Consider the following 23186-nt stretch of genomic DNA (forward strand, 5'->3'; position numbering starts at 1 on the left):
GCTGACGAAGAGCCTCTCAGCCGGACCGGTCATATTCCGCCGTCCAGAAGCTATAAATCCTGTGACGGAGGGCTCATCCAACGGATCCGACGATACCCTCGGGCGGCATAATAACTGCTCGTTAAACATAGCCGCCATTTTCAAATATAGCTCAACAACCACCAGTTTTATTAAGAGTGAAATAACTGCACGTGGGTAGTATCCACGGCGCGACAAATGATTTGTCGATATCCGGCCGCTTTCGGCCTCACCTAGTGTGCCCATTGTTTTCGGCGTTCAGGATATCGTCATGCGTACGTCCAACCCAGCTGCATCTCCAATCTATCCGGACCGCGATCTTGAAGCGCGATGCGAACAGAACGGCCAGCCTTGCGTTGCGACACGGGAGCCCGCTGAGGAGCGTGACGGTTTAGAGCTCGATCAACTGACCGAATTTCACGATGCGCGCGTCCTTCTACGCAAGTGGAAAGCCGCAAGAACCTTAAACTCCCTTCCGCTTTATGAGGATCTGGTCCTGGGCTCGCTCGGCAAGCTGGCCGACGAAATCGCTGTTGTCCGCAATATCGGGAACGAGGAGCCCGTTATTGTGCGGGCAGGCAACAAGTTCGAAAATGTTGTCCAGCGCAACTGCAATCTGACGCCGCTTTCCTCGCTGCCGGTCAATTATCAGTTCTCGATCTCAACTGCCCTGGATTGCGCGCGATCCACAGGTTCTCCCGGGTTGCGCCTTTGTCAATCGACTGTAGAGGGCATGATATCAACGGTAGAACTCGTCGCCTTGCCGCTGGCCTCACATTGGGAAGGCGAGTTCTTTTTGCTGTTCGCCCGACCGCGTGAAAAACAGGTAGACCTTGCCAGTCTTTTGATCAACTCGACCAATGAAGGCATCATGGCACTGTCGTGCCTGGAAGAACGGAACGGTCAACCGCTCGACTTCATGATCTTGAGCATCAATGACGGGGCTGCAAAACTGCTCGGCTCCACGGTCGAAAAACTGCGGTCCTCCCGGTTATCGGAAGCCCTGACACGCGCCGGTTTCCGGCGGGGCCTTCGCGCGCTGCGCGCGGCGCTGAGGACCGGTGACCACAGCAGCTTTACATTCGAATATACGGCCGAGAAACACAAAGTCTCGATCAAGGCCGGGATATCACGCGCCGGCGAATTGTTGACGGTCACTCTCATTGACGTTGGCGAGTTGCGGGCGCGCGAAGCGCTATTCCGCTCCATGTTCGACGCAAATCCCGTGCCGATGGTGGTTGTCGCGCAGCAGGACGCCCGTATCCTTCGGGTTAATGACGCTGCGCTTCGGCTCTATGGCTACGGGCGCGACGATTTCATGCAGCTCAGCCTGCGTGACCTGCGCCTGAGAGAGCTGGGTGGCGGCGAGGACGATGGAGACGGTGACGTACAGGCAGGCGGAAGCTGCTGGACGCACGAAGCGGCCTGCGGGACGGTGCTTAACGTCGTGGAATATGAACGGGACATTACCGTCGAAGGTGTTCCCGCCACACTCGCAACAATTGTCGACATGACCGAGCGGGCCCGCGCCGAGGCCCAGATCACGTTTCTTGCACATCATGATCCGCTGACACGCCTGCCCAACCGAACCGTCTTTACCGAGGCGCTGGAAAGGTCATTTTCCGATTTCGAGCGCGGCGCCACCGCCTTCAGCGTTCTGACGATCGACCTTGACGGTTTTAAACTGATCAACGACACGCAGGGTCACGATGCGGGCGATATGGTTCTGACAGAGGTCGCGCGCCGGCTCGTCGAACTGGCCGGGGCGGAGGATACGGTGGCGCGGCTGGGCGGCGACGAATTCGCCATGATCCTTTCGGGTTGCAGCACACGGGAGGCTTGCCTGGAACGCGCCACGCACATTCTGAAGGCCCTCGATCTGCCCCACGATCTCAATGGCAGGCTTGCCAATATCGAAGCCAGTATCGGCATCGCGGTGGTTCCGGGTGAGGCAAAGGTACCGGAACAGGCTCTCAAATTCTCTGACCTGGCGCTCTACAGGGCGAAAAAGGATACCGGCAGCGCTGTCCGGGTTTTTGAACCGGAGATGGATCGCGTCGAGAGCGAGCGGCGGTCGCTGGAGGTGGAGTTGCGGCGCGCGGTCATCGAACGCGAATTCGAGCTTCATTATCAGCCGATCATGTCGGTCAAGACCGGTCGGCTGAGAGGCTTTGAGGCACTCATCCGCTGGCGGCACCCAAGCCGTGGACTTGTGCCGCCGGCGGACTTCATCCCCTTGGCCGAAGAGGCCGGGCTGATTGAACAAATGGGCGAATGGGTTCTTTTTGAGGCTTGCCGCCAGGCCGTGGACTGGCCCGGACATCTCATCGTCGCCGTCAATGTTTCCGCACGGCAGTTCGGCAGCGACCGGCTCGTGGGCACCGTCAGGAACGCCCTTGATGAAAGCGGCCTGGCCGCCGAAAGGCTGGAAGTCGAAATCACCGAAAGCGTCCTTCTCAACGATACCCAGGACAATATCGAGGTGCTGCAGCAACTGCGCGCGCTCAATGCCCGTATTGCGCTGGACGATTTCGGCACCGGATATTCGAGCATGGGCTACCTGGCGAAGTTTCCCTTCAACCGCATCAAGATCGACCGCAGCTTCGTGCGCGATATCGGAGACAACAAAAGCTCCCAGGCCGTGATCCGGGCCATCGTCAGTCTCGGATCGAGCCTCGGAATGGATATCACCGCCGAAGGCGTTGAGAACGCCGACCAGCTGGAAGTTCTTATCAGTGAGAACTGCAGCGATCTGCAGGGTTATCTGTTCAGTCCGCCGATCCCGCGACAGGATCTGCATCGCGTTATCGAAGCCTATTGCGGACCGGAAGACACTGTTTGTGAGGATAAGGACAAAGTGGCCTGAGGGTCAGACAAATTGACCGGCAGCCCAGCCGGACGACCAGGCCCACTGGAAATTGTAGCCACCGAGCCAGCCGGTCACATCGACGGCCTCGCCGATAAAAAAGAGGCTGGATACGGCCTTTGCCTCCATCGTCCGTGAGTTCAGTCCGGCCGTATCGACGCCGCCGAGCGTCACCTCGGCCGTTCGATAACCTTCTGACCCGGTCGGTTTGATTTGCCAGTCCTGAGCCGCATCGGCGATCCGGCGTAGCAGAGCGTCGTTCATATCGGCTATCCGCCCGGCGGCGCCAACGCCCTCGCAGATGATCTGCGCAAGCCGTTTTGGCAGATGCGCGGACAGGATGGTGTGCGGCGTTTGGCGTCCGCCCTGTCCTCTTGCGTCTCGCAGCACGGAAAACAGGTCCCTGTCCGGCAGCAGCGACAGCGTGATTTCGTCCCCCTCTCGCCAATAGGAAGAAATCTGGAGGACGGACGGGCCGCTGATGCCACGATGGGTAAACAGCATCGCCTCGTTGAAGGCCGCACCGTTGCACCGCACAGCCGCATCGACCGAAACGCCGGACAGGGGTTTCAGCCTCTTACGCAGTTTCTCATCAAAGGTGAGCGGGACAAGAGCCGGCCGGGTTTGCGTCACAGCCAATCCGAATTGTTCGGCAATGCGGTATGCAAGGCCGGTTGCACCCATTTTGGGAATGGACTTGCCGCCCGTGGCGACAACAAGCGCACTGCATCTGACCGGTCCGGTCGCAAACCGTATGGTGAAACCGTCATCTTCCCGTGTGACACCCTCGAATGTCACGCCGAGCGACAGATCGACCCCGGCATCGCGCATCAGCCCCGTCAGCATATCGATGATCTGCCTTGAGGATCCGTCACAAAAGAGCTGACCGAGGGTCTTTTCGTGATAGGCGATACCGCTTCGCGCGACGAGATCGATGAAGTCATACTGGGTGTAGCGGCCAAGGGCCGATTTGCAGAAATGTGGATTGGCGGAAAGGAAATTCCCGGGTGCGGCGTGAAGATTGGTGAAGTTGCAGCGGCCACCCCCGGAAATGCGGATCTTTTCGCCAGGCGCACGGGCGTGATCGATGATCAGCACCTTGCGGCCGCGCCTGCCCGCCTCAATGGCGCACATCATGCCGGCTGCGCCGGCACCGAGAATGACAACGTCATAACGCTGCATGAATCGCGCTTCCCAAGATCTGCACACCTGCAAGACGTGCGTTTCGGACAGACCGGATGCGGGCCAAAGGTTTCAAATACATATTGCTTGTTCTAAGAGAACCGGAACGCAAGTCCGCTAGTGAGCGATTCATGGCCGAGAAATCCAAAAAGACATCCGCACGACATGCGGACGATGCCAGACAGGCGCGCCGCAGACCCGCCTATGTAGACAATACGCGCGGTGTTGCAAACTGGAAGCATGCGGGCGAATGGCTCAAATGGCGCGGTATTGAGGATATCGAGTGCATCACGCCCGACCTTGCAGGCGTGCCGCGCGGCAAGATGATGCCGACATCGAAGTTCACGTCCAACACGTCGCTTTCGCTGCCTTCGGCGCTCTTCCGGCAGACCATATCGGGCGAATACCCGGAGGAAACCGGCAACTTCCGTTACGATCCGCAGGACGGCGATTTGAAACTGATGCCCGATCTGTCCACATTGGCGGCTGTCCCGTGGGAGAGCGACCCGACGGCACAGGTCATCTGCGATATTGTCGATCCGGAAGGCAAAAGCGTCGATTACGCGCCGCGCAACGTGCTCAAACGCGTCCTGTCACTTTATGAGGACAAAGGATGGCGCCCGGCGGTGGCTCCGGAAATCGAGTTTTATCTCGTTGCCCTTAACGATGACCCGGACTATCCGCTCCAGCCGCCCGTGGGGCGCTCGGGACGCACCATCGCCCGTGGCCAGTCCTATACGATCGCCGGGGTCAACGAGTTCGATGAGCTGATTGACGATATCTACCATTTCTCCGAGGCGCAGGGCCTTGAGATCGATACGCTCATTCATGAAGAAGGGCCTGCGCAGCTCGAGATCAACCTGCGGCACGGCGATCCGTTGCTTTTGGCCGACCAGGTGTTCATGTTCAAGCGGACCATCCGCGAGGCGGCGCTCAAACACGGCATCTACGCGACCTTCATGGCAAAGCCGATGCAGGGTCAGGCGGGTTCCGCCATGCATATTCACCAATCGGTCACGGATGCAAAGACCGGCGGCAACATCTTCTGCAACCGGGACGGTTCGCCGTCTTCCAAGTTCTTTTCCTTCATCGGGGGAATGCAGCATTTTGTCCCGAAGGCCCTCGTCATGATGGCGCCCTATGTGAACTCCTACCGGCGGCTTGCTCCGCAAATGGCCTGCCCGGTCAACAATGCCTGGGGTTACGACAACCGTACGGTCGCTTTCCGTGTCCCGCATTCGGACCCGGCGGCCCGGCGCGTGGAAAACCGCCTGCCGTCTTCGGACGCCAATCCCTATCTCGCGCTCGCCGCATCGCTTGCCTGCGGCTGGCTCGGCATGGTGCGGGAAATCGTGCCGGACAGCCCGACCGAGACAACGGCGAATGAGGGCACGACGGTCGACCTGCCGCGCGGTCTGCTCGACGCCCTGTCGGTGCTGGAGGACGAGCCGTCCTTCATCGAGGTCTTCGGCAAGGACTTCATCGACATCTATGCCGGGGTGAAGCGCGGCGAGTTCGAGACTTTCATGGAAGTGATCAGCCCGTGGGAGCGCGAGTTCCTGCTTTTGAACGTCTAAATCCGGCTAAGGAGAGGCATTCGCGGCGTGAACGATCATCAAAAGGGCTGTGCGGCCGTTTGCTCAGCCCAGGCCAGTCAAGCTGCCAGCGGGACTTCGGCCTAACCGATCACCTCAAAACGATCGACATCAACGAGCCCGTAGTCGGTCAGCTTAAGGTGCGGTATGACAGGAAGGGCGAGGAACGCGAGTTGCAAAAACGGTTCTTCAAGAACCACGCCAAGAGACCTTGCAGCGGCGCGCAACTCTACGAGTTTCCGATGTACGTCCTCGAACGGCTCCAGGCTCATCAAACCGGCGATGGGCAACGCGACCTCGGCCAACACCGCGCCGTCCTTGACCACAACGAAACCGCCTTCTATTTCGGTCAGCCGATTGGTCGCGACAGCCATGTCGCCATAGTCCGCACCCACCACCGCCAGGTTGTGGTGGTCATGACAGACAGTGGATGCGATCGCACCGGCCTTCAAACCAAACCCACGGACAAACCCGGTTGCGATGTTGCCGTTCTTTCCGTGTCGCTCGACGATGGCAATCTTGACCAGATCGCGGTCGGTATCGGGCCGTTTGTCACCGCCGTCAGGCTCGATATCAACCGTCAAATGACTGGTGATGATTTTGCCAGGCTCGATCCCGATCACCGGCGTTTTCGCGGTGTTGCTTGCGGTACGAAATGACGCTGCCGTGACCTGAGGCGCCTTGACGCTTCGGCGTGCCACCGGCGGGACCGGCCGAACCGCACCGAAGGCCGCGTCATCCAGCAAAACGCCTCCGCATAGCACGTGTTCGGCACGGCACTCTTCCAGTGATTCCAGTACCACGATATCCGCACGTTTTCCCGGCGCGATCAGCCCACGGTCTCTAAGACCGAAAATTTCGGCAGCCGACTGGCTGGCAGCGCGATAGACGGCAAGCGGCTCGGCCCCCTTATGAATCGCGGTGCGGATCATGAAATCGAGATGTCCGTGTTCTGCTATATCCAGCGGGTTTCGATCATCCGTGCAAAAGCCGATATAGGGTGAGTTGCGTTCGGTGATTATCGGCACCAGCGCCTCAAGATCCTTTGACACAGAACCTTCGCGGATCAGGACTCTCATCCCTTTTTGCAGTTTTTCAATCGCCTCTTCAGCGGTCGTTGTTTCATGGTCTGTCAAGATGCCTGCCGAGAGGTAGGCATTCAGATCAGTCCCCCGAAGGAGCGGCGCATGTCCGTCGATATGGCAGCCTTGGAAAGCATTTAATTTCTCCATTGCCTGCGGATCTTTGTGAATTACGCCGGGGTAGTTCATGAACTCCGCAAGGCCAATAACGTGAGGATTGTCCAGGTAGGGCTTCAGATCGTCGGCAAGCAGTTCGGCCCCGGCCGTTTCCATCGTTGTCGACGGAACACAACTGGAGAGCTGCACAAATATGTCCATGACAGTGCGCTCGGCTGCCTCCAGGAAGTACCGAATGCCGTCAATTCCGGCCACGTTGGCGATCTCGTGCGGGTCACAGATTACGGAGGTAACGCCGCGTGGTGCCACGCACCGATCAAACTCAAACGGTGTAATCAGCGAGCTCTCGATATGCAGATGTGTGTCGATGAAACCAGGCACCAGAATACGTCCGGTCACATCGATGACGTTCTTGCCATCATACTGGCCACAGGTACCAACGATCGTGTCACCGCAAATGGCGACATCGCCCTGCAACAGTGCGCCTGTCACCAGGTCCAGCACCTGCCCGCCGCGCAACACCAGGTCGGCCGGGACCCTGCCTGAACCCTGATCAATCCTGTCGTTTAAGGAAGCCTTATACATGCGCCATATCTCTATTCGGCCTGCTGCATGCCAAAGTGTGCCAGCGTGCGCCGCTCGACAGCCAGGACAATGTAGTAAAATGCTACGGACAGCAGGACGGACACGGCCGCGACGGTCCAGATCATGCCATAATCCAGGTAGCCGCGTGACCGGTTGAGCAGATTGCCCAGTCCCGTGCCCGTTGCCAGCCATTCTGCAATCATCACCCCGAGGAGTGCGCGCGGTACGGTCAATCGGGTCGATGCGAAAAGATAAGGCAAGGCGGCAGGAATGGACACCATCCGCATTTCTTTCCAGGCCGAGGCACCATAGGCACGCGGCAGCTCGAGCACAGAGTGCGGCACTCTCTGAATTCCCTGCGCCAGTAGAACGAAGGCCGGAAAGAAGGTCACCGAAATGGTGACCCAAAGCGTTACCGAGTAACCGCGTCCGAGGATCAGAACCAGCAGCGGGGTCAGCGCCACCAGGGGCATGGTCTGTGTGACCAGCGCTATCGGCATGAAGGTTCGCAAGAAGCCGGGAAACATTCGAGAGGAGATCGCCAGCAGGAAGGCAAAGATCAGCCCTGCCGCCATGCCAAGCGCGGTTATCGGCAGCGTTTGCAGCAGTGCATCCAGGAGCTTGCTGCGCGCGCTGGCGGAGCCTTCGGACAGGAACAGATAGTCAATCACACCGAAGGGTGTTTTTGCTATGAGGTCCGGCACGCCCGTCAGCTTGATGAAGGCCCACCAAAGCAAAAAAGGAAGCATCAGAGTACCGGCCGAGATGAGCAAGCGAACGGGGCGCGAGTATTTCGGGTATTCGCCGGCGGACGGAATCGCGGTGTTCAGGGTGACTGACCGGGTACTGCCCAATATCCTGTTGGAGATCACCGCGAATATTGCGTAACTCAAGCCCGCAATCACCGTTGCCGCCAGTCCTATACCCCAAAGCCGTTCCGGCTCTCCACGCCCCAGAGACCCAAGCAAATAGGTGCCGAGTCCCCAGCGTCCGCCGCCGCCGAATTCCGCCAGAATTGCACCGAGAACCGCATTTGGCGCAGCAACGCGCAATCCGCCAAGGATGTCGGGAACCGCGCCGCGCAGGCGGACAAGTTTCATCACAAGCCAGTTTCCGCCGCCATAAGCGCGCACCAGATCAGCGGACCGTGTATCGTATTGCGACAGGCCGATCACTGTCGCACTCATCGTGACGAAATACACCCCCAAGGCCGCCAACGTGACCCGCGGAGCCATTCCGGACAAGGTCAGTACGAGAATTGGTGCGATGGCAATGGGAGGGAGCGCGAAAACGGCAATGTTCACTCCACGGGTCAATCGCAGAAGCGTGGGAGACAGGACGAAGACAATGCCTGCCGCGATCGCCAGAGTGTTGCCGATGAGAAAACCTAGGCTAGATGCGTAAACCGTTGCCCATATATGGCCCGGATAATCCCCCAGATCTGTCCAAAAGCGGATCAGAATCTCGCTCAAACCCGGCAGGGCACCGCCGGCAACCCAGTCCATTCGGCCGACAATTTCCCACACAACAATTACGACAAGAATGTTGCGAATCGCTGCTGCAAGGGAGGTGTTGTGGCTACTCACCGTGAAGCACCTTGGCAATTCTGTCGGTCAGAGCATGGAACTCCGGATCGGAGAACAGGTCCGGATGGCGAGGGCGAGCAAACGGCACTTCGACGATATCAATCACGCGTCCCGGGTTGGCGTGCATGATCGCAACATAGTCTGCCAGGAATACGGCCTCATCGATCCCGTGTGTGACCAGCAGCGCGGTCGATTCGGATTCCGACCAGATCCGCTGCAACTCCACGTTCATCTGCCTGCGGCGAATCTGGTCCAGCGCACCGAACGGCTCATCCATGAACAAAACCTTGGGTGACGTGATCAAAGACCGCGCGATGGAAACCCTTTGCCGCATCCCGCCTGACAATTCACCAGGAAGTGCCTTTTCGTATCCTTTCAGTCCGACCAACTCGATCAAATGGGAGATTTCGGTGTTGTACCGCGACGGGTTCCGACCCAACACCTCAAGCGGCAGGGCCACGTTTTTTGCGACGGAACGCCAGGGTAACAGCGCCGCATCCTGAAATGCCACGCCGGTGACGCCGCCGGCCGTGGCCGTAGCGGAAGGTTGACCCGCGATCCGCACCTCTCCTGCATCATGGCTTTCCAGTCCGAGAGCGATGCGCATGGCGGTCGATTTACCGCAACCCGATGGTCCGATCAGCGCGGTAAATGAACCTGGAGGGCATTCCAGGTTCATTTCCTTCAATGCCTCCACCACCTTGCCGCGGCCCCTGTAGGTCTTGGAAACCGAGCGAAGCAAGATGCCGGCAGGCTCGGACATCACAGTTCCTCAAGCAACGTGGTGTCGAACATGTCACGGGTGCCGTTGATTCCCACCGCGGACAATGCCTCGAGATTCTTCTGTATATCTTCCTCAGACATTGAGAATACTCCGGCCTCCGCGACGATCAGGTCCTTTTGAGCGGTGTTGAAGAACACTTCGTTTTCGATCGTGCGGCCGGTTCCCTTGAACCACGTGTCCGCCCACTTTGGCGGATAGACGCTCGGATCAGCAAGGTTTTCGTTCCATCCCCGACGGCTTACCCGCAACCAGGAAATCAGTTCCTTCCGCTTGGTCGCAAGCGTTTCCTCGGTCACGACCACCGTGTCATTGAATGTCGTCACACCATAATCGTAGATCAGGAAGGAGTGCGCTTCCTCCCCCAATGCGCTAATTGTGTAGGGCACATTGGTTGTGAAATCCAATGAGGCGTCAATTTCACCGCGGACCAATGGTGTCGGATCATACGCGTAGGGCACAATGTTGACATCTGCCCGATCGATGCCGTTCAAGCTCAGCAACGCTTCGACCGTTACTGTATTGACGGGTGGAACAGCCACTGTCTTGCCGACAAGATCGGCCGGCGAATTGATCGCGCTCTTTTTCAGCGACACAATGCCCAGCGGGTTTTTCTGATATTGCGTCCCGATGATCTTGAATTTTGCACCCTGTTCCGAAATCGCCCGAATCGTAGTGTCCGGCAACGTCAGCGCGAGATCAGCTCGACCCGCTATTATTGCGCTTTCGGGAATAACGTCGGGTCCGCCCGGAAGGTAGTTCAATTCCAGACCGGCCTCGGTGTAATAGCCCTTGTCGATCGCCAGAAAATACCCGGCAAACTCAGCGTCGTTGATCCAGGCGGCCTGCATTGTGAACGGTGTCGCGGCTGATGTGCGTCCGGCCAACAGTGTTGCAGTCATCCCGGCTGCCGCGGCTCCCAGGAAATTTCGGCGGTTCATTGCTGTTTTCATTTGTTCGTTCCCTGTTTTTTGTTTGCGAACGGTAAGGACCTGCTCCTCAGGCAATTCCCTTGATGCGTTGAAGCTCGCGAAGCGGCGGCGTCTGATCGATCTGCTTCGGCTCAAGCAAATCCCAGATCACGCCATGTGGCCTCTTGGCTCGGCGTTCCACCGTGTGCAGCTTGTCGGGCGTTGCGATGTAGTCGACCAGGATATCGGTAGCGCTCGGGTGCAGTTTTTCATGGACGACCTGACAATCGTGTACAGCGGCCACGACCGGAGTGTCTTCGCCGACGAGACCAAGATCGGTGAACATGCCCCATTCAAGATCAAAGAAGCCGTGGCCTTTGCCAAAGCGGACGCCGTCTATGGATACGGCGGAAGCGCCGGTCACCAGAAAGTCGATCCGTCCATGCGCGGCGATTTCTTCAAGCAGGACCGGTCTGCCGAAGTGCTCCATACCGTCCAGCCACGCCGCATAGAGCTCTGCACCTTTGGGGACCATGCCCGGTTCGATCATCAGGAAGCCCCGATAGATACCGTATGTCGACATGAAGAACGTCTTTTCCTGTTCGATCAGGCGCCGCCGCAAATCGACAAGGCAGTTGTCCGGCGTAATGAAAAGAAAGTCCGCGTCCTTGCATTTCTGCATATCCAGAATGCGATCGGCTGCTATTTCCGATCCCTCAAAATCCGGAATTACCTCAGCAAAATTCAGATCGAACCGCGTGTCCGGCTTGGCCACGTCCTTCAGTTTTGTCCAAATCTGTTGGCGGATGATACTGGATTTTGACACGCCAGACCCTTTCTGTTTCAGTACGGTGTTTCAGAGTTTCATCCGAAGAAGTTTCATTGTTTCATAACTCTGCAACACACGTTTCATAATGTCAAATCCGGCATTAAACTGTTGTTTTGGATAGCAAAATGTCAACACGACTCGCTCTGAGAATACAGGATAGAATTACGCGGCTTACCAGAAGTGAACAACAATTGGCCAAGGTGATTCTGGAAGCACCGTCGCTTATTGAAACACATACGGCCACGGAACTTGCCCAACTTGCCCAGGTATCGAAGGCAACGGCTGCCCGTTTTTTTCGCACGCTTGGCTATACCGATTTTGAAGAAGTCAAAGTTCAGGCCCGGGAGGAGAGAAACCGCACCCAGCCATACAGCTACGCAGCCTCAGCCTCGAAAGAGGTTATTCTGGGTCGCACGATCAGCGAACATCTCGAGCTGGAACTGGGCAACATCACCCGCACATTTGAGGAAATGGGTTCCGGCACACTTCAGCAAGCCTCCAAACTGATCAAGGAAGCCCCGCGGCTTTGGTTCCTCGGGCTTGGCGCCGATGGCTGGTGCGCGCGCTATGGCCGGGTCATGTTTTCCAGACTGCGCCACAACGTACACTTGCTGGGACTGGCCGACAGTTCGCTGGCGGAGGATCTGGCAATGGCCGGCCCGCGCGATGTCATTGTGCTGGTAGCGCAAGGCGCGCAGCCGAAAAGCCTTCGACCCGTTCTGTCCTATGCGAAAACAACCCGTGTTCATGTCATCACCTTGACCGACCACACAAATTTGGCATTGACCAAGCGGTACTCCGATATTGTCCTGCGATGTCATATCGCAAATTACGGACTGGTCCCGACCTATACAACGCTGGTCAGCACCCTCCGATTGTTAGCGATCTCCTATGTCGGACTGGTTGGGGAAACGGCGATCCAGAGAATGGGGCTGATCGGCGAAATCAATGAAGAGCTTGATATGCTCGACTGATGTATATCGCTGCAAACGACTTGCGCGGTCGGGTCATCCCGAAGACACAGGCATGTGCGCCTCACACCCTGTTCAGACGCGGCAACGACCTTTATTCTTTGCCGCTTCCGGCGCCGAATTCATCAAGGTCAGTTTCAACTGTGCGGTATCCAGGTCTGAAGCAGGACCCGTTCGTGGAAAACAATGTCGTGGCGCTGCTCCGTCGGACCGACGTGAAGGGACTCAAAGACACCATGCGACAGTCAGCCAGGAGAACAGTTTCAGACCCCTTTGCATTGCAGCAGAGACAGGTTTCCGCCCTGTCGGCAAATTAGTTCTGGCCTTTTTAAATCGATTAGATTATGAGAAGTCGCGACAGTGCCCGTGGCCCTCGACCCATTTTTTCAAACAGCGAGTCAGCAGCGATGAGCAGTCAGACTATCCCCGTCGATCCGTTCGACTATATCGTCTTTGGCGGCACCGGTGACCTGGCCGAACGCAAATTGCTGCCGGCACTCTATCATCGGCAGATATCCGGTCAGTTAAGCGAACCGACTCGGATCATCGGTGCGTCCCGGTCGGATCTGAGCGACGACGCCTATCGCGATTTTGCAAAACAGGCGCTGTCCGAGCACCTTAAAGAGGGTGAATTCCAGGACGATGAGGTCAAGCGCTTCCTTGACCGGCTGCATTATGTTTCGATCGATGCGAGCTCTGACCGCGGCTGGGACCGGCTGACCACGGTGTTGGCGGATGGTCAGGACCGGGTTCGGGCCTTCTATCTCGCGGTCAGCCCATCGATATTCGGCAAAATTTGTGAGCGGATCAGCAGCAACGGGCTGATCAACGACAATACGCGCATCGTGGTGGAAAAGCCGATCGGTCGCGACCTCGCCACCGCCCACGCGCTCAATGACACGATCGGCAAGGCGTTTGCGGAAGAACAGATTTTCCGCATCGATCACTATCTCGGCAAGGAAACCGTTCAGAACCTGATGGCGCTGAGGTTTGCCAACGCCCTTTACGAACCGCTGTGGAACTCGGCACATATCGACCACGTTCAGATTACCGTGGCCGAATCGGTCGGCCTGGAAGGACGTGCGGGCTATTACGACCGCGCCGGCGCTCTGCGCGACATGGTGCAGAACCATCTTCTGCAACTGCTTTGCCTGGTCGCCATGGAGGCCCCGACTTCCATCGACGCCGAGGCGGTGCGCGACGAGAAGCTCAAGGTCCTAAGAGCGCTTCGGCCGATTGATGACAGCAACGCAGCCAAGCTGACCGTGCGCGGGCAATACCGCGCCGGCGCATCCGCCGAGGGTGCCGTCGATGGATATCTGGAAGAGCTTGGAGACGAGACCTCCAACACTGAAACCTTCGTGGCCATCAAGGCCGAGATCGAGAACTGGCGCTGGGCCGGTGTGCCGTTTTACCTGCGCACCGGCAAGCGGATGGCGCAGCGCGTGTCGGAAATCGTCATCAACTTCAAACCGATCCCTCATTCGATCTTCAGCCATGGCGCCGGGCAGATCATCGCCAATCAGCTTGTCATAAGGCTGCAGCCGGATGAGGGTGTGAAGCAGTGGATCATGATCAAGGATCCAGGCCCCGGCGGCATGCGCCTGCGGCATGTTCCGCTCGATATGAGCTTTGCGGCCAGTTTCGGCGGTCGCAATCCGGATGCCTATGAACGGCTTTTGATGGATGTCATCCGTTGCAACCAGACGCTCTTCATGCGGCGCGATGAGGTGGAAGCGGCATGGCACTGGATCGACCCGATCCTGACGGCATGGGAAGATTCCGACCAGGCCTGCCAGGGATATACGGCGGGCACATCCGGGCCGACAAATGCCATTGCGCTTATCGAGCGCGATGGCCGCACCTGGCACGAAAGCAGGTAGGCCGCAGACGGATATGAGCGAACCGGAAATCACACGCTTTGCAGACGGTGATGCGTTGGCGCAATCGCTATCCGCCAATGTCGCCGGCCTGCTTCAGTCTGCTGTCGACGCCGATGGCGCTGCATTTTTTGCCGTCTCGGGCGGCAACACGCCCCGGCTCTTTTTCCGGCAGCTGAGCGCCGCCGATATCGACTGGAAAAAGGTGACCGTGACACTGGTGGACGAACGTTTCGTTCCGCCCTCGAGCGAGCGCTCGAACCAGCGCCTTGCGGCGATGAACCTGTTGCAGGACAAGGCGGCCCTTGCCGCTTTCATTCCGCTTTACAGCGACGGCATGACGGCTGACGCAGCAGCCCGTGACGCGGCTTTGAAGTTCGGCGAAATCGGCAAGCCGCTTGATGTCGCTGTCCTCGGCCTCGGAACGGATGGACACACCGCCTCGTGGTTTCCGGGCAGCCCCGATCTCGGCATGCTGACCGATCCGCAGCAAGGTTTTCAGGTTATGGCGACTGAGGCTCCCGGTCAGCCGGAAACACGGCTGACCTTGACGCTTCCGCCGCTGATGCGTGCAAAAAATGTCATCTTGCACATCGAGGGCAAACAAAAGCGTTCAGTGCTCGAGAATGCCATGAACAGCGGGCCGGTGGAGGAACTTCCGGTCCGCGCTATCTTAAGGCGCACCGAAAGGCCGCTAAAGGTCTACTGGGCGCCCTGAACGTCCGGCGGCCCAGTGCCGCACGCAGAATTCGCGAACCCGATCAACGGCAGGAATATTATGCCCGCTCATTCAACCGTGCAGTCCATCACCAAACGTCTCGTGGAACGCTCGAAACCCACCAGGGAAGCCTATCTGGAGCGCGTGAAAAAGGCCGGGGAAGAGGGGCCGAACCGGACGGTCCTGTCCTGCGGCAACCTGGCTCATGGATTTGCCGCCTGCGGACAATCCGACAAGGATGCGCTTGCCGGCGACCGGATCGGCAATCTTGGGATCATCACCGCCTATAATGACATGCTCTCGGCGCATCAGCCCTTCGAGACGTTTCCTGCCCAGATCCGCGACGCTGCCCGCGAGGCGGGCGGCGTGGCACAGGTCGCCGGCGGCGTTCCGGCCATGTGCGACGGTGTCACCCAGGGCCAGCCGGGCATGGATCTTTCTCTCTTCTCCAGGGACGTCATTGCCCTTTCGGCAGCCGTTGGGCTTTCCCACAACATGTTCGATGCCGCGGCCTATCTTGGCGTGTGCGACAAGATCGTTCCGGGTCTGGTGATCGCCGCTCTCACCTTCGGCCATCTTCCGGCGGTCTTCATACCTGCCGGACCGATGACGTCAGGCCTTCCGAATGAGGAAAAAGTCCGCATCCGTCAGCTTTATGCGGAAGGCAAGGTCGGCCGGGCCGAGCTGCTGGAAGCGGAATCGAAATCCTATCACGGGCCGGGCACCTGCACCTTCTACGGCACAGCCAACTCCAATCAGATGCTGATGGAGATCATGGGCTTTCACCTGCCCGGCGCCTCTTTCATCAATCCGGGCACACCTTTGCGCGATGCCCTGACCCGCGAGGCGGCAAAGCGTGCGCTGGCGATTACGGCCCTTGGCAATGAATACACTCCGGCCGGTGTGATGATTGATGAGCGCAGCATCATCAACGGCCTTGTCGGGTTGCACGCCACCGGCGGATCGACCAATCACACCATGCACCTGATCGCGATGGCCCATGCCGCCGGGATCATGCTGACCTGGGAAGATATTTCCGAGCTGTCCGACGTCGTTCCACTGCTCGCCCGCGTCTATCCAAACGGTCCCGCGGACGTCAACCATTTCCACGCCGCCGGCGGCATGGGATTCATGATCTCGCAGTTGCTGAAAGGCGGTCTGCTGCATGACGATGTCCGCACCGTCTGGGGCGAAGGCCTCCAGGCCTATGCGATCGAGCCGAAGCTGAACAGCGATGGAACGGTTGCGCGCGAGCCGGCTGCAGACAAAAGCGCCAATCCAAAAGTGCTTTCGACCATCGACGAACCGTTTCAGGACAATGGCGGCCTTAAGGTGCTCAGCGGAAATCTGGGCAAATCGGTTATCAAAATCTCGGCGGTGAAGGCCGAGCGCCGCATTGTGGAAGCGCCGGCCAGGGTCTTCGACAGTCAGCAGGCTTTGCAGGAGGCGTTCAAGGCCGGCGAACTGGATGAGGATTTCGTCGCCGTCGTCCGCTTTCAAGGCCCCCGCGCCGTCGGCATGCCGGAACTGCACAAGCTGACCCCGCCGCTCGGTGTTCTTCAGGATCGCGGCTTCAAGGTCGCGCTCGTCACCGATGGACGCATGTCAGGGGCATCCGGCAAGGTGCCGGCGGCCATCCACATGACACCGGAGGCGCTGGATGGCGGGCCGATTGCAAAAATCCACGACGGTGACCTGATCCGGCTCGACGCCTCCAGCGGAAGTTTGGACGTGCTTGTCGATGCCGCCGAATTCAATGCCAGGACACCAGCCACGGCAGACCTGACCGAAAGCGAGCACGGCATGGGCCGGGAATTGTTTGCAAATTTCCGAGCGCTCGCCGGGCGGGCCGACGAAGGCGCGAGTGTACTTTACCGCTAGAGCAAATCAGGCTCAGAAATTCGGTGGTGTCCTACCCGCGTGGCGGTAGGCTGAAACCAGCGTGTTGGCCATGAGCATGGCGATCGTCATCGGTCCGACACCGCCGGGCACCGGGGTGATCGCGCCGGCAACTTTTGCGCATTCGCCATAGGCCACATCGCCCACAAGGCGCGTCTTACCCTCGCCGCGCTCCGGCGCAGCGATCCGGTTTATACCCACGTCGATGATCGTGGCGCCCGGCTTGACCCAGTCGCCTTTGATCATTTCGGGCCGGCCAACGGCGGCGACCAGAATATCGGCATTGCGGCAGGCGGCCGGCAGATCAGGCGTCCGGCTGTGTGCGACCGTCACCGTGGCATTTGCGGCCAGGAGCAAGCTCGCCATGGGTTTGCCGACAATATTCGAACGCCCGACGACAACGGCGTTAAGACCTGAGAGATCCTTGCCCCGGACCCGCTCGATGAGCAGCGTGGACCCGGCCGGCGTGCAGGGTACAAAGGCCGTTTCCACTTCACCCGTTGTCAGTTTGCCGGCGTTGATAACATGAAAACCGTCCACATCCTTTTGCGGATTGATCGCCTGGATGACACGGCCGTCATCGATGTGGCCGGGCAATGGAAGCTGCACGAGAATGCCGTGGATTTGCGGGTCGTCGTTCAGCTCTTCCACCAGCGCCAGAAGGTCTGCCTCGCTGGTTGAATCGGCCAGCGTGTGCTGCACGGAATGAAAGCCGCATTCCTTGGCCTTCTTGCCTTTGGAGGCGACATAGACCTTGCTTGCCGGATCTTCCCCGACAATCACGACGGCAATACCGGGAATGACCCCGGTTTGCTGTTTCAGTTCTTCCGCCGCCTGCTTGACGGTTTCAACCACACTATCGGCGACGGACCGTCCGTCGATAACCGCTGCATCCTGCATCTGTGCTGTCATCTGCCGTGCTCCAACTCGCAATTTCCAGATTTCTGTGCGCCTTCTAGAGCATATACGGAAGCAATGAAAAGGCCCGTTCGCGCCGTAAGGCGTCAAATCCGTAATGTGGTTCGGCAAAAGAGCCGCATTGCACCCACGATTCTGCGGGACACTCAGAACTGTGCCGGCAAGCAGGGAGAGGCTCGCCGGCACAGGGGACTTGCAAGGACAGACGGCAAAGCGCAGGCCGCCCCCGATCTTCTTACCTGCCTACAGGTCCGTCGGAGGATGAGATCCTCCTGTCACACCCGGGCTCTGGTGCGGGCGTGAGCCCGGGTGAATGTGTTGAGGCCTTATGTTCAGGCCTAGTTGATCGACGATAGCGAAACCGCCGAAGCAGCGCCAACCGCTGAGATCGAAACCGAGGCACCGGCACCGCTGATCGACCCCGTGTTGATCGTCGCCGCCCGATTTGTCACAGCCGCATTGTTGAGCGATGCCTGATTGACCGCGCCGATCGTCGGTGAACCAAACGCTTGCGCCTCGTTGATGCTCGTGACCGCAACGGACGAGACGGCACCGGTCGCCCCGATCGAGGCCGATGCGCCACGACCGTTGATGGTGCCAGCAGAAATGGTGTGGCGGGCAATCGTGGTTCCGTTCGATCCGACACCGCCATTGGTGACAACACCGTCATTTTGCGTACGCTGGGTGATCAATCCCATCGTGATGGACGGCGTGCCGTTGATGCCGCTGCTGTTGATGCTCGTGACCGAGACGGACGAGGCGGCACCGGTCGCAGATACGCTGACCGACGCGCCGTTTCCTGAGATGGCGCCGACATTCAGAACGCCACCGGCATTGCGCGACGTGCCCTGATGGTTGTTGCGCACCGCACCGCCGCTATTGGTCGTCGTCTGACCGATATTGCCGATGGACAGATTGTCGATCTCGGCTGCGCCGATATGGCTGGACGAGACAGACGAAACCGCACCAAGAGCGGAAATCGAGGCCGACGCGCCCGCCCCGCTGACGGCGAGTGGGCTTGCATTCGAGAATGCGCCGAAATTGCTGACATCGCTGCCGGTTGTGAGGGTTGTCCTCTGGCTGATATTGGCAACGCTCAGATCACCGCCGCTGCCCGGCTGCGCACGGGTATTGGCGACGGACGATGCCGCACCTGTCGCCGAAACCGAAGCCGCGGCGCCGAGACCGGTCAATCCGGTAGCGGATATACGGCTTGACCGGTTGCTTCCATTCGTCACGTCGGCATTGTTCGTCGCATTTTGAGTGATGCTTGACAGATCGACATCGGAAAACGTGTTGGAACCGATACCGGTTACCGAGACAGCCGAAACCGCACCTGATGCGGAGACGGAAGCGGACGCACCTGCGCCGCTGATGGTTGACGACACATCAACCGTGCCACCGCCATTGACGACGACGCCGTTGTTGCTGCTTGTCTGTGAGATATTGCCGAACCCGCCGGCCGGCGTGACATAATCAGCGCCGATCCCGAGGACACTGACGGACGATGCCGCCCCCGTCGCCGAGATGGACGCACTCGAACCTGCTCCGCTGAGCGAACCGTTGATATCAACGCTTTGCCCCGTGGACTGGGTGACAGTGTTGTTGTTGGTGTTGGATTGGGTTACGGCAGTTTGCGCGAAAGCGCCTGATACTCCAGCCAGCATCGCAGCCATGGCGACACCAGCGACCAAACTGGTCTTACACATTGCAGTTCTCCTCGCACGCGCATCATGCGCGCCACTCAATTCGAACCATGCCATCCGTCCAAGCCCGCTGACCTGCCGCATACGCGACCGGCGCGACGCTTGACCCGGATCACACAACGCCGTCTCTTCACATGCGAGCGCGTTGCTTCGACATAGCCCAGGCACACGCGGTCAGATCGTTCCGAGCGCCGACTGCTGGCGCTCCGATCTCACCACCAAAACCCAACCGGCCGTTTCTGCTCCTTTGATCGTCAGTACAGACTGCGTGGTGTCGAAGGTCTGCGAACGGAGTTCATTCTCCGCCTCGCAGCACCGCGGGTCACCTATCCACAACCTGCTCGTCCGGTTCGGCGCGGGAGACTAAATACGAAACTGTTGAAATTTGCGTTAATTGGCAAAAATTAGTATGTGAAAATTTTCTCTTCATGGTTGAAATAATATAAACAGGGGTGAACCCTTGAAACGTGGCGTTCCCACATGCTGATCCGCATGCGTGAAGTGCCGTCCGGGCTAGACGGATGCGTCGAGAAGGTCGCCGACCATTCCCCTGCAACTTGCTGCCGCTCTCGGGAATTCCTTCATGACGACATCGGCCACGCCAAGCGCGATCGGGCCGTTCAGAGCTTCAAGCTGCAGACGTTCCTGGCTTTGAAACGCTATGTTTCCGGATGCCAGCGTGTTGCCGAATGTGCGGCCCACACCCGCACCGATCTGCGTATAACGGACCGGGCGCTGGATCATGCTCATCTGCCTGTTGACGCGCGTCGCTGAGCGGTCGAGCTGAATCGAAAGACTAAGCTGGGCCCATCCGATCCCGACCGTCGGGCCGACGCCGGCAACGCGGATATCGGATTTGACCGGAAGGCTGAAATCGAGACTGTTGAAGATCCCGTTGACCGCATAATCGGTCGGCACGGCCTTCGCAGGAGCACCGAAATAGGTCGACACCACCGTCGCACCGGCCTTCGACAGTGAATCTGTCACATAGGCCGCGCTGCCTCCCTGAGGCAGGAAATTGCCGGTTGCGCCGGAGGCCACGGCATTGATCTTGCCCGTGCTGTCGGCAAAGCTGCCGACAACAAAGGTTTTGTTTTTCAGGACACCGGTCTTTTTGATGCAGGCGAGCGTGTTTTCAATGCGGGTATAGGTCTGGACCTTCGTCGGCAACGGTGCCTGCGTCACCGGCACAGCCGCAGGTCTGTCTACCTCGCCGCTCCGTGGAAGCGTACAGGAGGCAACGCCCACAAGCACGGGCCAAAGGACAAACATATTCCCGCGCCCCGCTACTTTACGCAATACAGACAAGATACCCATTTACTCCCACCTGGCTCAATGATTTCAAGTCCGCCGAGGTGCCCGGCGTCATCTGCTGTTTATCTCTCCATCGTTGGTGACATCACCTGAATTGGTGCTCGTTTGGTCCGCCGCTATATCTGAAACGTTGTTGTTGCCGACAATCGACGTCGTGACGACCGTCTGACTGCCGATGGCCTGGATCGTCAGGGTTCCCGCGGTCCCGTTGTCGATGAGAAGACCCATTTCGGCCGCGTTCACCTGCCCGGCGATTATGCCATTGGCCAGATGCGATTCCGCTGAATCCACCGCGCCGCCCACGGCAACCCCGGAACCGTCGGTCCCCCACATATTACCCGCCGAAAAGCCAATATTGTCAGCAAGTGCTTCACCGGCAATCAAAAAGGCTGCCGCTGCCAAGACAATGGAATTTTTCACCCTACCCCCACGTACAAATGTACTTGCGGCAGCACAGATATGCCGCCAATTACATTGTCTCAGCTTTTACAACTATTGCTGTTGTCTGCCGGCTCGAGAACCCATTTTTTTGTGCTCGACACCGCCCGAGGCGAACAACGGGTTCAAAAAATGGTAACTATGAAAAGTAGTCAACCCGATACGATTTTTTATCTGTTGATATTCGGGGATAACCCGCGATCATGGATAGTCTTCACGGAAATTTGTTGTGGCCGCACCACGGGGAACCGCTTCGGCTACCCGGATAACAGATTGGCCTAGTTGCTCTCGCCGACTGTCTTCGGCGGCGGCGGCGGAAGGCGACGCCTGCGTTCCCGATCACGAATCTCTGCCTTGGTGATAAACTCCATCTGCTCCACCAGAACTTCGTGAAACACTTTGCGGCCAAGTTTCTCGTTCAGACCGTCACGCACGACAGCACGGAAGGCTTCAAGATCAAATTCCTCGACACGGGAAAAGTCTATAACCCGATTACCGACAAGAAGGGTGTAGAGCTGATCGGTGATCAGCACATGAGGCGGCAAGGTCAGTGAATTGAGCACTTCCGGCTCAGCCGTATAAACAAGCCTGGTGATAAAGTAGCCGCGAACCTGGCCTTCAAAAATGGCAGGAATTGAGATCAGGTCGGAGCGCACATAATCCAGCCCGCCGAAAAAGTCCGCCTGCTCCTGTGTCTCCACCGGTTTCGACGCCGTCTGCAGGGCAAAATAAACCGAGGCAAGCGTGACACCGCAAATCCACACACCCGTGATGACCAGTTTGATCATATGACCTCACGCATATAAAACTGGTCGGCCGTGTATGTGCCGTCGGCTTCGGCCTCCTGTGCGGCATCGCGCAGAAGATCAGTGACCTTTCGGACCGCATCGAGGTGTGCCTTGACCTTGGCCGTGTTGCGTTCCAGCTTGCCGCGGATCGCAACAAGCATCTCGCCATGCCGGCCGCTCATCTGCTCCGGCTGGACCGCCTCAGTCAGCGTCGAAAGCTCGTAAAGGCATCTGCTTTTTAAAACGTTGGACGCTTCGACATCGAAGTCCGGATCGGTTCCGAGTGCGGTGTTCTCAAAATCCAGAACCGCGTCGAGCCGGTTCAGCACCTTCAATACACGATCATCCGTATCCAGGCTGCTCATCGATTTCCGGCTCCCGCTTTTAATGTCTTACGAGGTGTTCGCATCATTGCAATATTCCGAATTCAGCCGTCGCCCGGCTTGATGTCTTCATAGCCACCGTAATGCAAAGCAGCGCTTTCCTCAGCGCTGTGCAGCATCGCCACCTGCATCTGATGGATGAGAGCAGCGGCAAAACTGCGATTGTCTCCGGTCTGTTTGACCTGCCCTGCATCGGCCTGCGGTGTTTCTGACTGCTGGGCCAAACGGTCGGCGGCCATCTGCCGTGCGATCCCAAGGCCACCGCCCTCGGCCAGCGCCTTGCCCAGTTGTTCCGCCATCATGCCTTTCCAGATATCGCCGGCGGTTCCCGAGCCGTATGTGTTTTCTGCGTCCGAGGGCAGCATGCTGCCGATAAAGGACTGCAGAACCATGGCCTCAAAATCCCGGTATGCCTTGGGCACATCGTCATTTTGCGGATTGACGCTGGCGCCGACCGGGCGGCTTGCGGCAGCCTCGAAAGCAGCCTGAGGCGCATTGTCGGGCGCAGCCATCAGCTTTCGATGCGCTTCACGTACGCTTGCCGGGTCTGCAGCCCGGACAACGTCCATAACCAGATCGCTCGGTGGTGATATGGCCAACGCTCAGTCCCTTGTTATTC

The 23186-nt window shown here is 58.5% G+C and carries 19 protein-coding genes; 6 read left to right on the forward strand and 13 right to left on the reverse strand.

The genetic code is table 11. From position 1 onward, the window contains the following. Window positions 1–289: 289 nt before the first annotated feature. Window positions 290–2884 carry a putative bifunctional diguanylate cyclase/phosphodiesterase gene (locus tag OQ273_RS16350; RefSeq protein ID WP_267991557.1) on the forward strand — a complete coding sequence of 865 codons (2595 nt, stop codon included), beginning with the start codon at window positions 290–292 and terminating at the stop codon, window positions 2882–2884. A 3-nt stretch (window positions 2885–2887) separates the two neighbouring features. Here OQ273_RS16350 and OQ273_RS16355 read toward each other — a convergent pair whose 3' ends face one another. Then, window positions 2888–4066: a BaiN/RdsA family NAD(P)/FAD-dependent oxidoreductase gene (locus tag OQ273_RS16355; protein WP_267991558.1), complete on the reverse strand. Its 1179-nt coding sequence runs from the start codon at window positions 4064–4066 to the stop codon at window positions 2888–2890. 131 nt (window positions 4067–4197) lie between these two features. On the opposite strand from OQ273_RS16355, the gene OQ273_RS16360 reads away from it, so the two are divergent. Next, on the forward strand, window positions 4198–5643 hold the full coding sequence (locus tag OQ273_RS16360) for a glutamine synthetase family protein (RefSeq protein ID WP_267991559.1): 1446 nt from the start codon (window positions 4198–4200) through the stop codon (window positions 5641–5643). A 101-nt stretch (window positions 5644–5744) separates the two neighbouring features. On the opposite strand, the gene ade is transcribed toward OQ273_RS16360, so the two are convergent. The 5 genes from ade to OQ273_RS16385 are packed head-to-tail and all read right to left on the reverse strand — an operon-like array spanning window position 5745 to window position 11549. Continuing rightward, entirely contained in the window at window positions 5745–7445 is a 1701-nt protein-coding gene (gene ade / locus OQ273_RS16365; RefSeq protein ID WP_267991560.1) for an adenine deaminase, read from the reverse strand. An 11-nt stretch (window positions 7446–7456) separates the two neighbouring features. Further along, a complete protein-coding gene (locus OQ273_RS16370) occupies window positions 7457–9031 on the reverse strand; it encodes an ABC transporter permease (RefSeq protein ID WP_267991561.1) in 1575 nt (524 codons plus the stop codon). Further along, window positions 9024–9794, reverse strand: coding sequence for an ABC transporter ATP-binding protein (locus OQ273_RS16375; RefSeq protein WP_267991562.1), 771 nt, complete (start codon window positions 9792–9794; stop codon window positions 9024–9026). Before OQ273_RS16375 ends, OQ273_RS16370 begins: the two co-directional genes overlap by 8 nt. Next, a complete protein-coding gene (locus OQ273_RS16380; protein ID WP_267991563.1) occupies window positions 9794–10753 on the reverse strand; it encodes an ABC transporter substrate-binding protein in 960 nt (319 codons plus the stop codon). The genes OQ273_RS16375 and OQ273_RS16380 overlap by 1 nt, the downstream gene beginning before the upstream one ends. Before the next feature lie 58 nt (window positions 10754–10811). After that, a complete protein-coding gene (locus tag OQ273_RS16385) occupies window positions 10812–11549 on the reverse strand; it encodes a 5-formyltetrahydrofolate cyclo-ligase (RefSeq protein ID WP_267991564.1) in 738 nt (245 codons plus the stop codon). Window positions 11550–11677: 128 nt separating this feature from the next. Between OQ273_RS16385 and OQ273_RS16390 the strand changes: the two genes are divergently transcribed. From OQ273_RS16390 to edd, 4 genes are all read left to right on the forward strand, one after another. Next, window positions 11678–12526: a MurR/RpiR family transcriptional regulator gene (locus OQ273_RS16390; protein ID WP_267991566.1), complete on the forward strand. Its 849-nt coding sequence runs from the start codon at window positions 11678–11680 to the stop codon at window positions 12524–12526. A gap of 404 nt (window positions 12527–12930) precedes the next feature. Next, the gene (gene zwf / locus OQ273_RS16395) at window positions 12931–14406 is read left to right on the forward strand and encodes a glucose-6-phosphate dehydrogenase (protein ID WP_267991567.1); all 1476 of its coding nucleotides are present in this window, start codon (window positions 12931–12933) and stop codon (window positions 14404–14406) included. Window positions 14407–14419: 13 nt separating this feature from the next. Then, complete coding sequence (pgl, locus tag OQ273_RS16400) at window positions 14420–15121, forward strand: 6-phosphogluconolactonase (RefSeq protein ID WP_267991568.1); 702 nt, start codon at window positions 14420–14422, stop codon at window positions 15119–15121. 60 nt (window positions 15122–15181) lie between these two features. Then, window positions 15182–17002 carry a phosphogluconate dehydratase gene (edd, locus tag OQ273_RS16405; RefSeq protein ID WP_267991569.1) on the forward strand — a complete coding sequence of 607 codons (1821 nt, stop codon included), beginning with the start codon at window positions 15182–15184 and terminating at the stop codon, window positions 17000–17002. A gap of 12 nt (window positions 17003–17014) precedes the next feature. Here the strand turns inward: edd and folD are convergent, their stop codons facing one another. The 7 genes from folD to OQ273_RS16440 form a co-directional block, all read right to left on the reverse strand. Continuing rightward, window positions 17015–17920, reverse strand: a complete 906-nt coding sequence (folD, locus tag OQ273_RS16410) for a bifunctional methylenetetrahydrofolate dehydrogenase/methenyltetrahydrofolate cyclohydrolase FolD (RefSeq protein WP_425493423.1) — start codon at window positions 17918–17920, stop codon at window positions 17015–17017. 356 nt (window positions 17921–18276) lie between these two features. Then, the gene (locus OQ273_RS16415) at window positions 18277–19647 is read right to left on the reverse strand and encodes a beta strand repeat-containing protein (RefSeq protein ID WP_267991572.1); all 1371 of its coding nucleotides are present in this window, start codon (window positions 19645–19647) and stop codon (window positions 18277–18279) included. A 510-nt stretch (window positions 19648–20157) separates the two neighbouring features. Next, the gene (locus OQ273_RS16420) at window positions 20158–20916 is read right to left on the reverse strand and encodes a hypothetical protein (protein ID WP_267991574.1); all 759 of its coding nucleotides are present in this window, start codon (window positions 20914–20916) and stop codon (window positions 20158–20160) included. 93 nt (window positions 20917–21009) lie between these two features. Further along, window positions 21010–21378: a hypothetical protein gene (locus OQ273_RS16425; RefSeq protein ID WP_267991575.1), complete on the reverse strand. Its 369-nt coding sequence runs from the start codon at window positions 21376–21378 to the stop codon at window positions 21010–21012. Window positions 21379–21674: 296 nt separating this feature from the next. Beyond that, window positions 21675–22184, reverse strand: coding sequence for a hypothetical protein (locus OQ273_RS16430; RefSeq protein ID WP_267991576.1), 510 nt, complete (start codon window positions 22182–22184; stop codon window positions 21675–21677). Beyond that, on the reverse strand, window positions 22181–22549 hold the full coding sequence (locus tag OQ273_RS16435) for a hypothetical protein (protein WP_267991578.1): 369 nt from the start codon (window positions 22547–22549) through the stop codon (window positions 22181–22183). Before OQ273_RS16435 ends, OQ273_RS16430 begins: the two co-directional genes overlap by 4 nt. 62 nt (window positions 22550–22611) lie before the next feature. Beyond that, window positions 22612–23166, reverse strand: a complete 555-nt coding sequence (locus OQ273_RS16440; RefSeq protein WP_267991580.1) for a rod-binding protein — start codon at window positions 23164–23166, stop codon at window positions 22612–22614. Window positions 23167–23186 lie beyond the last annotated feature (20 nt).

Source organism: Hoeflea prorocentri (assembly GCF_027944115.1).
Taxonomy (GTDB): Bacteria; Pseudomonadota; Alphaproteobacteria; order Rhizobiales; family Rhizobiaceae; genus Hoeflea_A; species Hoeflea_A prorocentri.

What these genes read in the sequence shown, in the direction of transcription:
- OQ273_RS16350 (WP_267991557.1), top strand. Translation starts at nt 290, where the DNA reads ATGCGTACGTCCAACCCAGCTGCATCTCCAATCTATCCGGACCGCGAT.
- OQ273_RS16355 (WP_267991558.1), bottom strand. Translation starts at nt 4,066, where the DNA reads ATGCAGCGTTATGACGTTGTCATTCTCGGTGCCGGCGCAGCCGGCATG.
- OQ273_RS16360 (WP_267991559.1), top strand. Translation starts at nt 4,198, where the DNA reads ATGGCCGAGAAATCCAAAAAGACATCCGCACGACATGCGGACGATGCC.
- ade (WP_267991560.1), bottom strand. Translation starts at nt 7,445, where the DNA reads ATGTATAAGGCTTCCTTAAACGACAGGATTGATCAGGGTTCAGGCAGG.
- OQ273_RS16375 (WP_267991562.1), bottom strand. Translation starts at nt 9,794, where the DNA reads ATGTCCGAGCCTGCCGGCATCTTGCTTCGCTCGGTTTCCAAGACCTAC.
- OQ273_RS16380 (WP_267991563.1), bottom strand. Translation starts at nt 10,753, where the DNA reads ATGAACCGCCGAAATTTCCTGGGAGCCGCGGCAGCCGGGATGACTGCA.
- OQ273_RS16390 (WP_267991566.1), top strand. Translation starts at nt 11,678, where the DNA reads ATGTCAACACGACTCGCTCTGAGAATACAGGATAGAATTACGCGGCTT.
- zwf (WP_267991567.1), top strand. Translation starts at nt 12,931, where the DNA reads ATGAGCAGTCAGACTATCCCCGTCGATCCGTTCGACTATATCGTCTTT.
- pgl (WP_267991568.1), top strand. Translation starts at nt 14,420, where the DNA reads ATGAGCGAACCGGAAATCACACGCTTTGCAGACGGTGATGCGTTGGCG.
- edd (WP_267991569.1), top strand. Translation starts at nt 15,182, where the DNA reads ATGCCCGCTCATTCAACCGTGCAGTCCATCACCAAACGTCTCGTGGAA.
- folD (WP_425493423.1), bottom strand. Translation starts at nt 17,920, where the DNA reads ATGCAGGATGCAGCGGTTATCGACGGACGGTCCGTCGCCGATAGTGTG.
- OQ273_RS16415 (WP_267991572.1), bottom strand. Translation starts at nt 19,647, where the DNA reads ATGTGTAAGACCAGTTTGGTCGCTGGTGTCGCCATGGCTGCGATGCTG.
- OQ273_RS16420 (WP_267991574.1), bottom strand. Translation starts at nt 20,916, where the DNA reads ATGTTTGTCCTTTGGCCCGTGCTTGTGGGCGTTGCCTCCTGTACGCTT.
- OQ273_RS16430 (WP_267991576.1), bottom strand. Translation starts at nt 22,184, where the DNA reads ATGATCAAACTGGTCATCACGGGTGTGTGGATTTGCGGTGTCACGCTT.
- OQ273_RS16435 (WP_267991578.1), bottom strand. Translation starts at nt 22,549, where the DNA reads ATGAGCAGCCTGGATACGGATGATCGTGTATTGAAGGTGCTGAACCGG.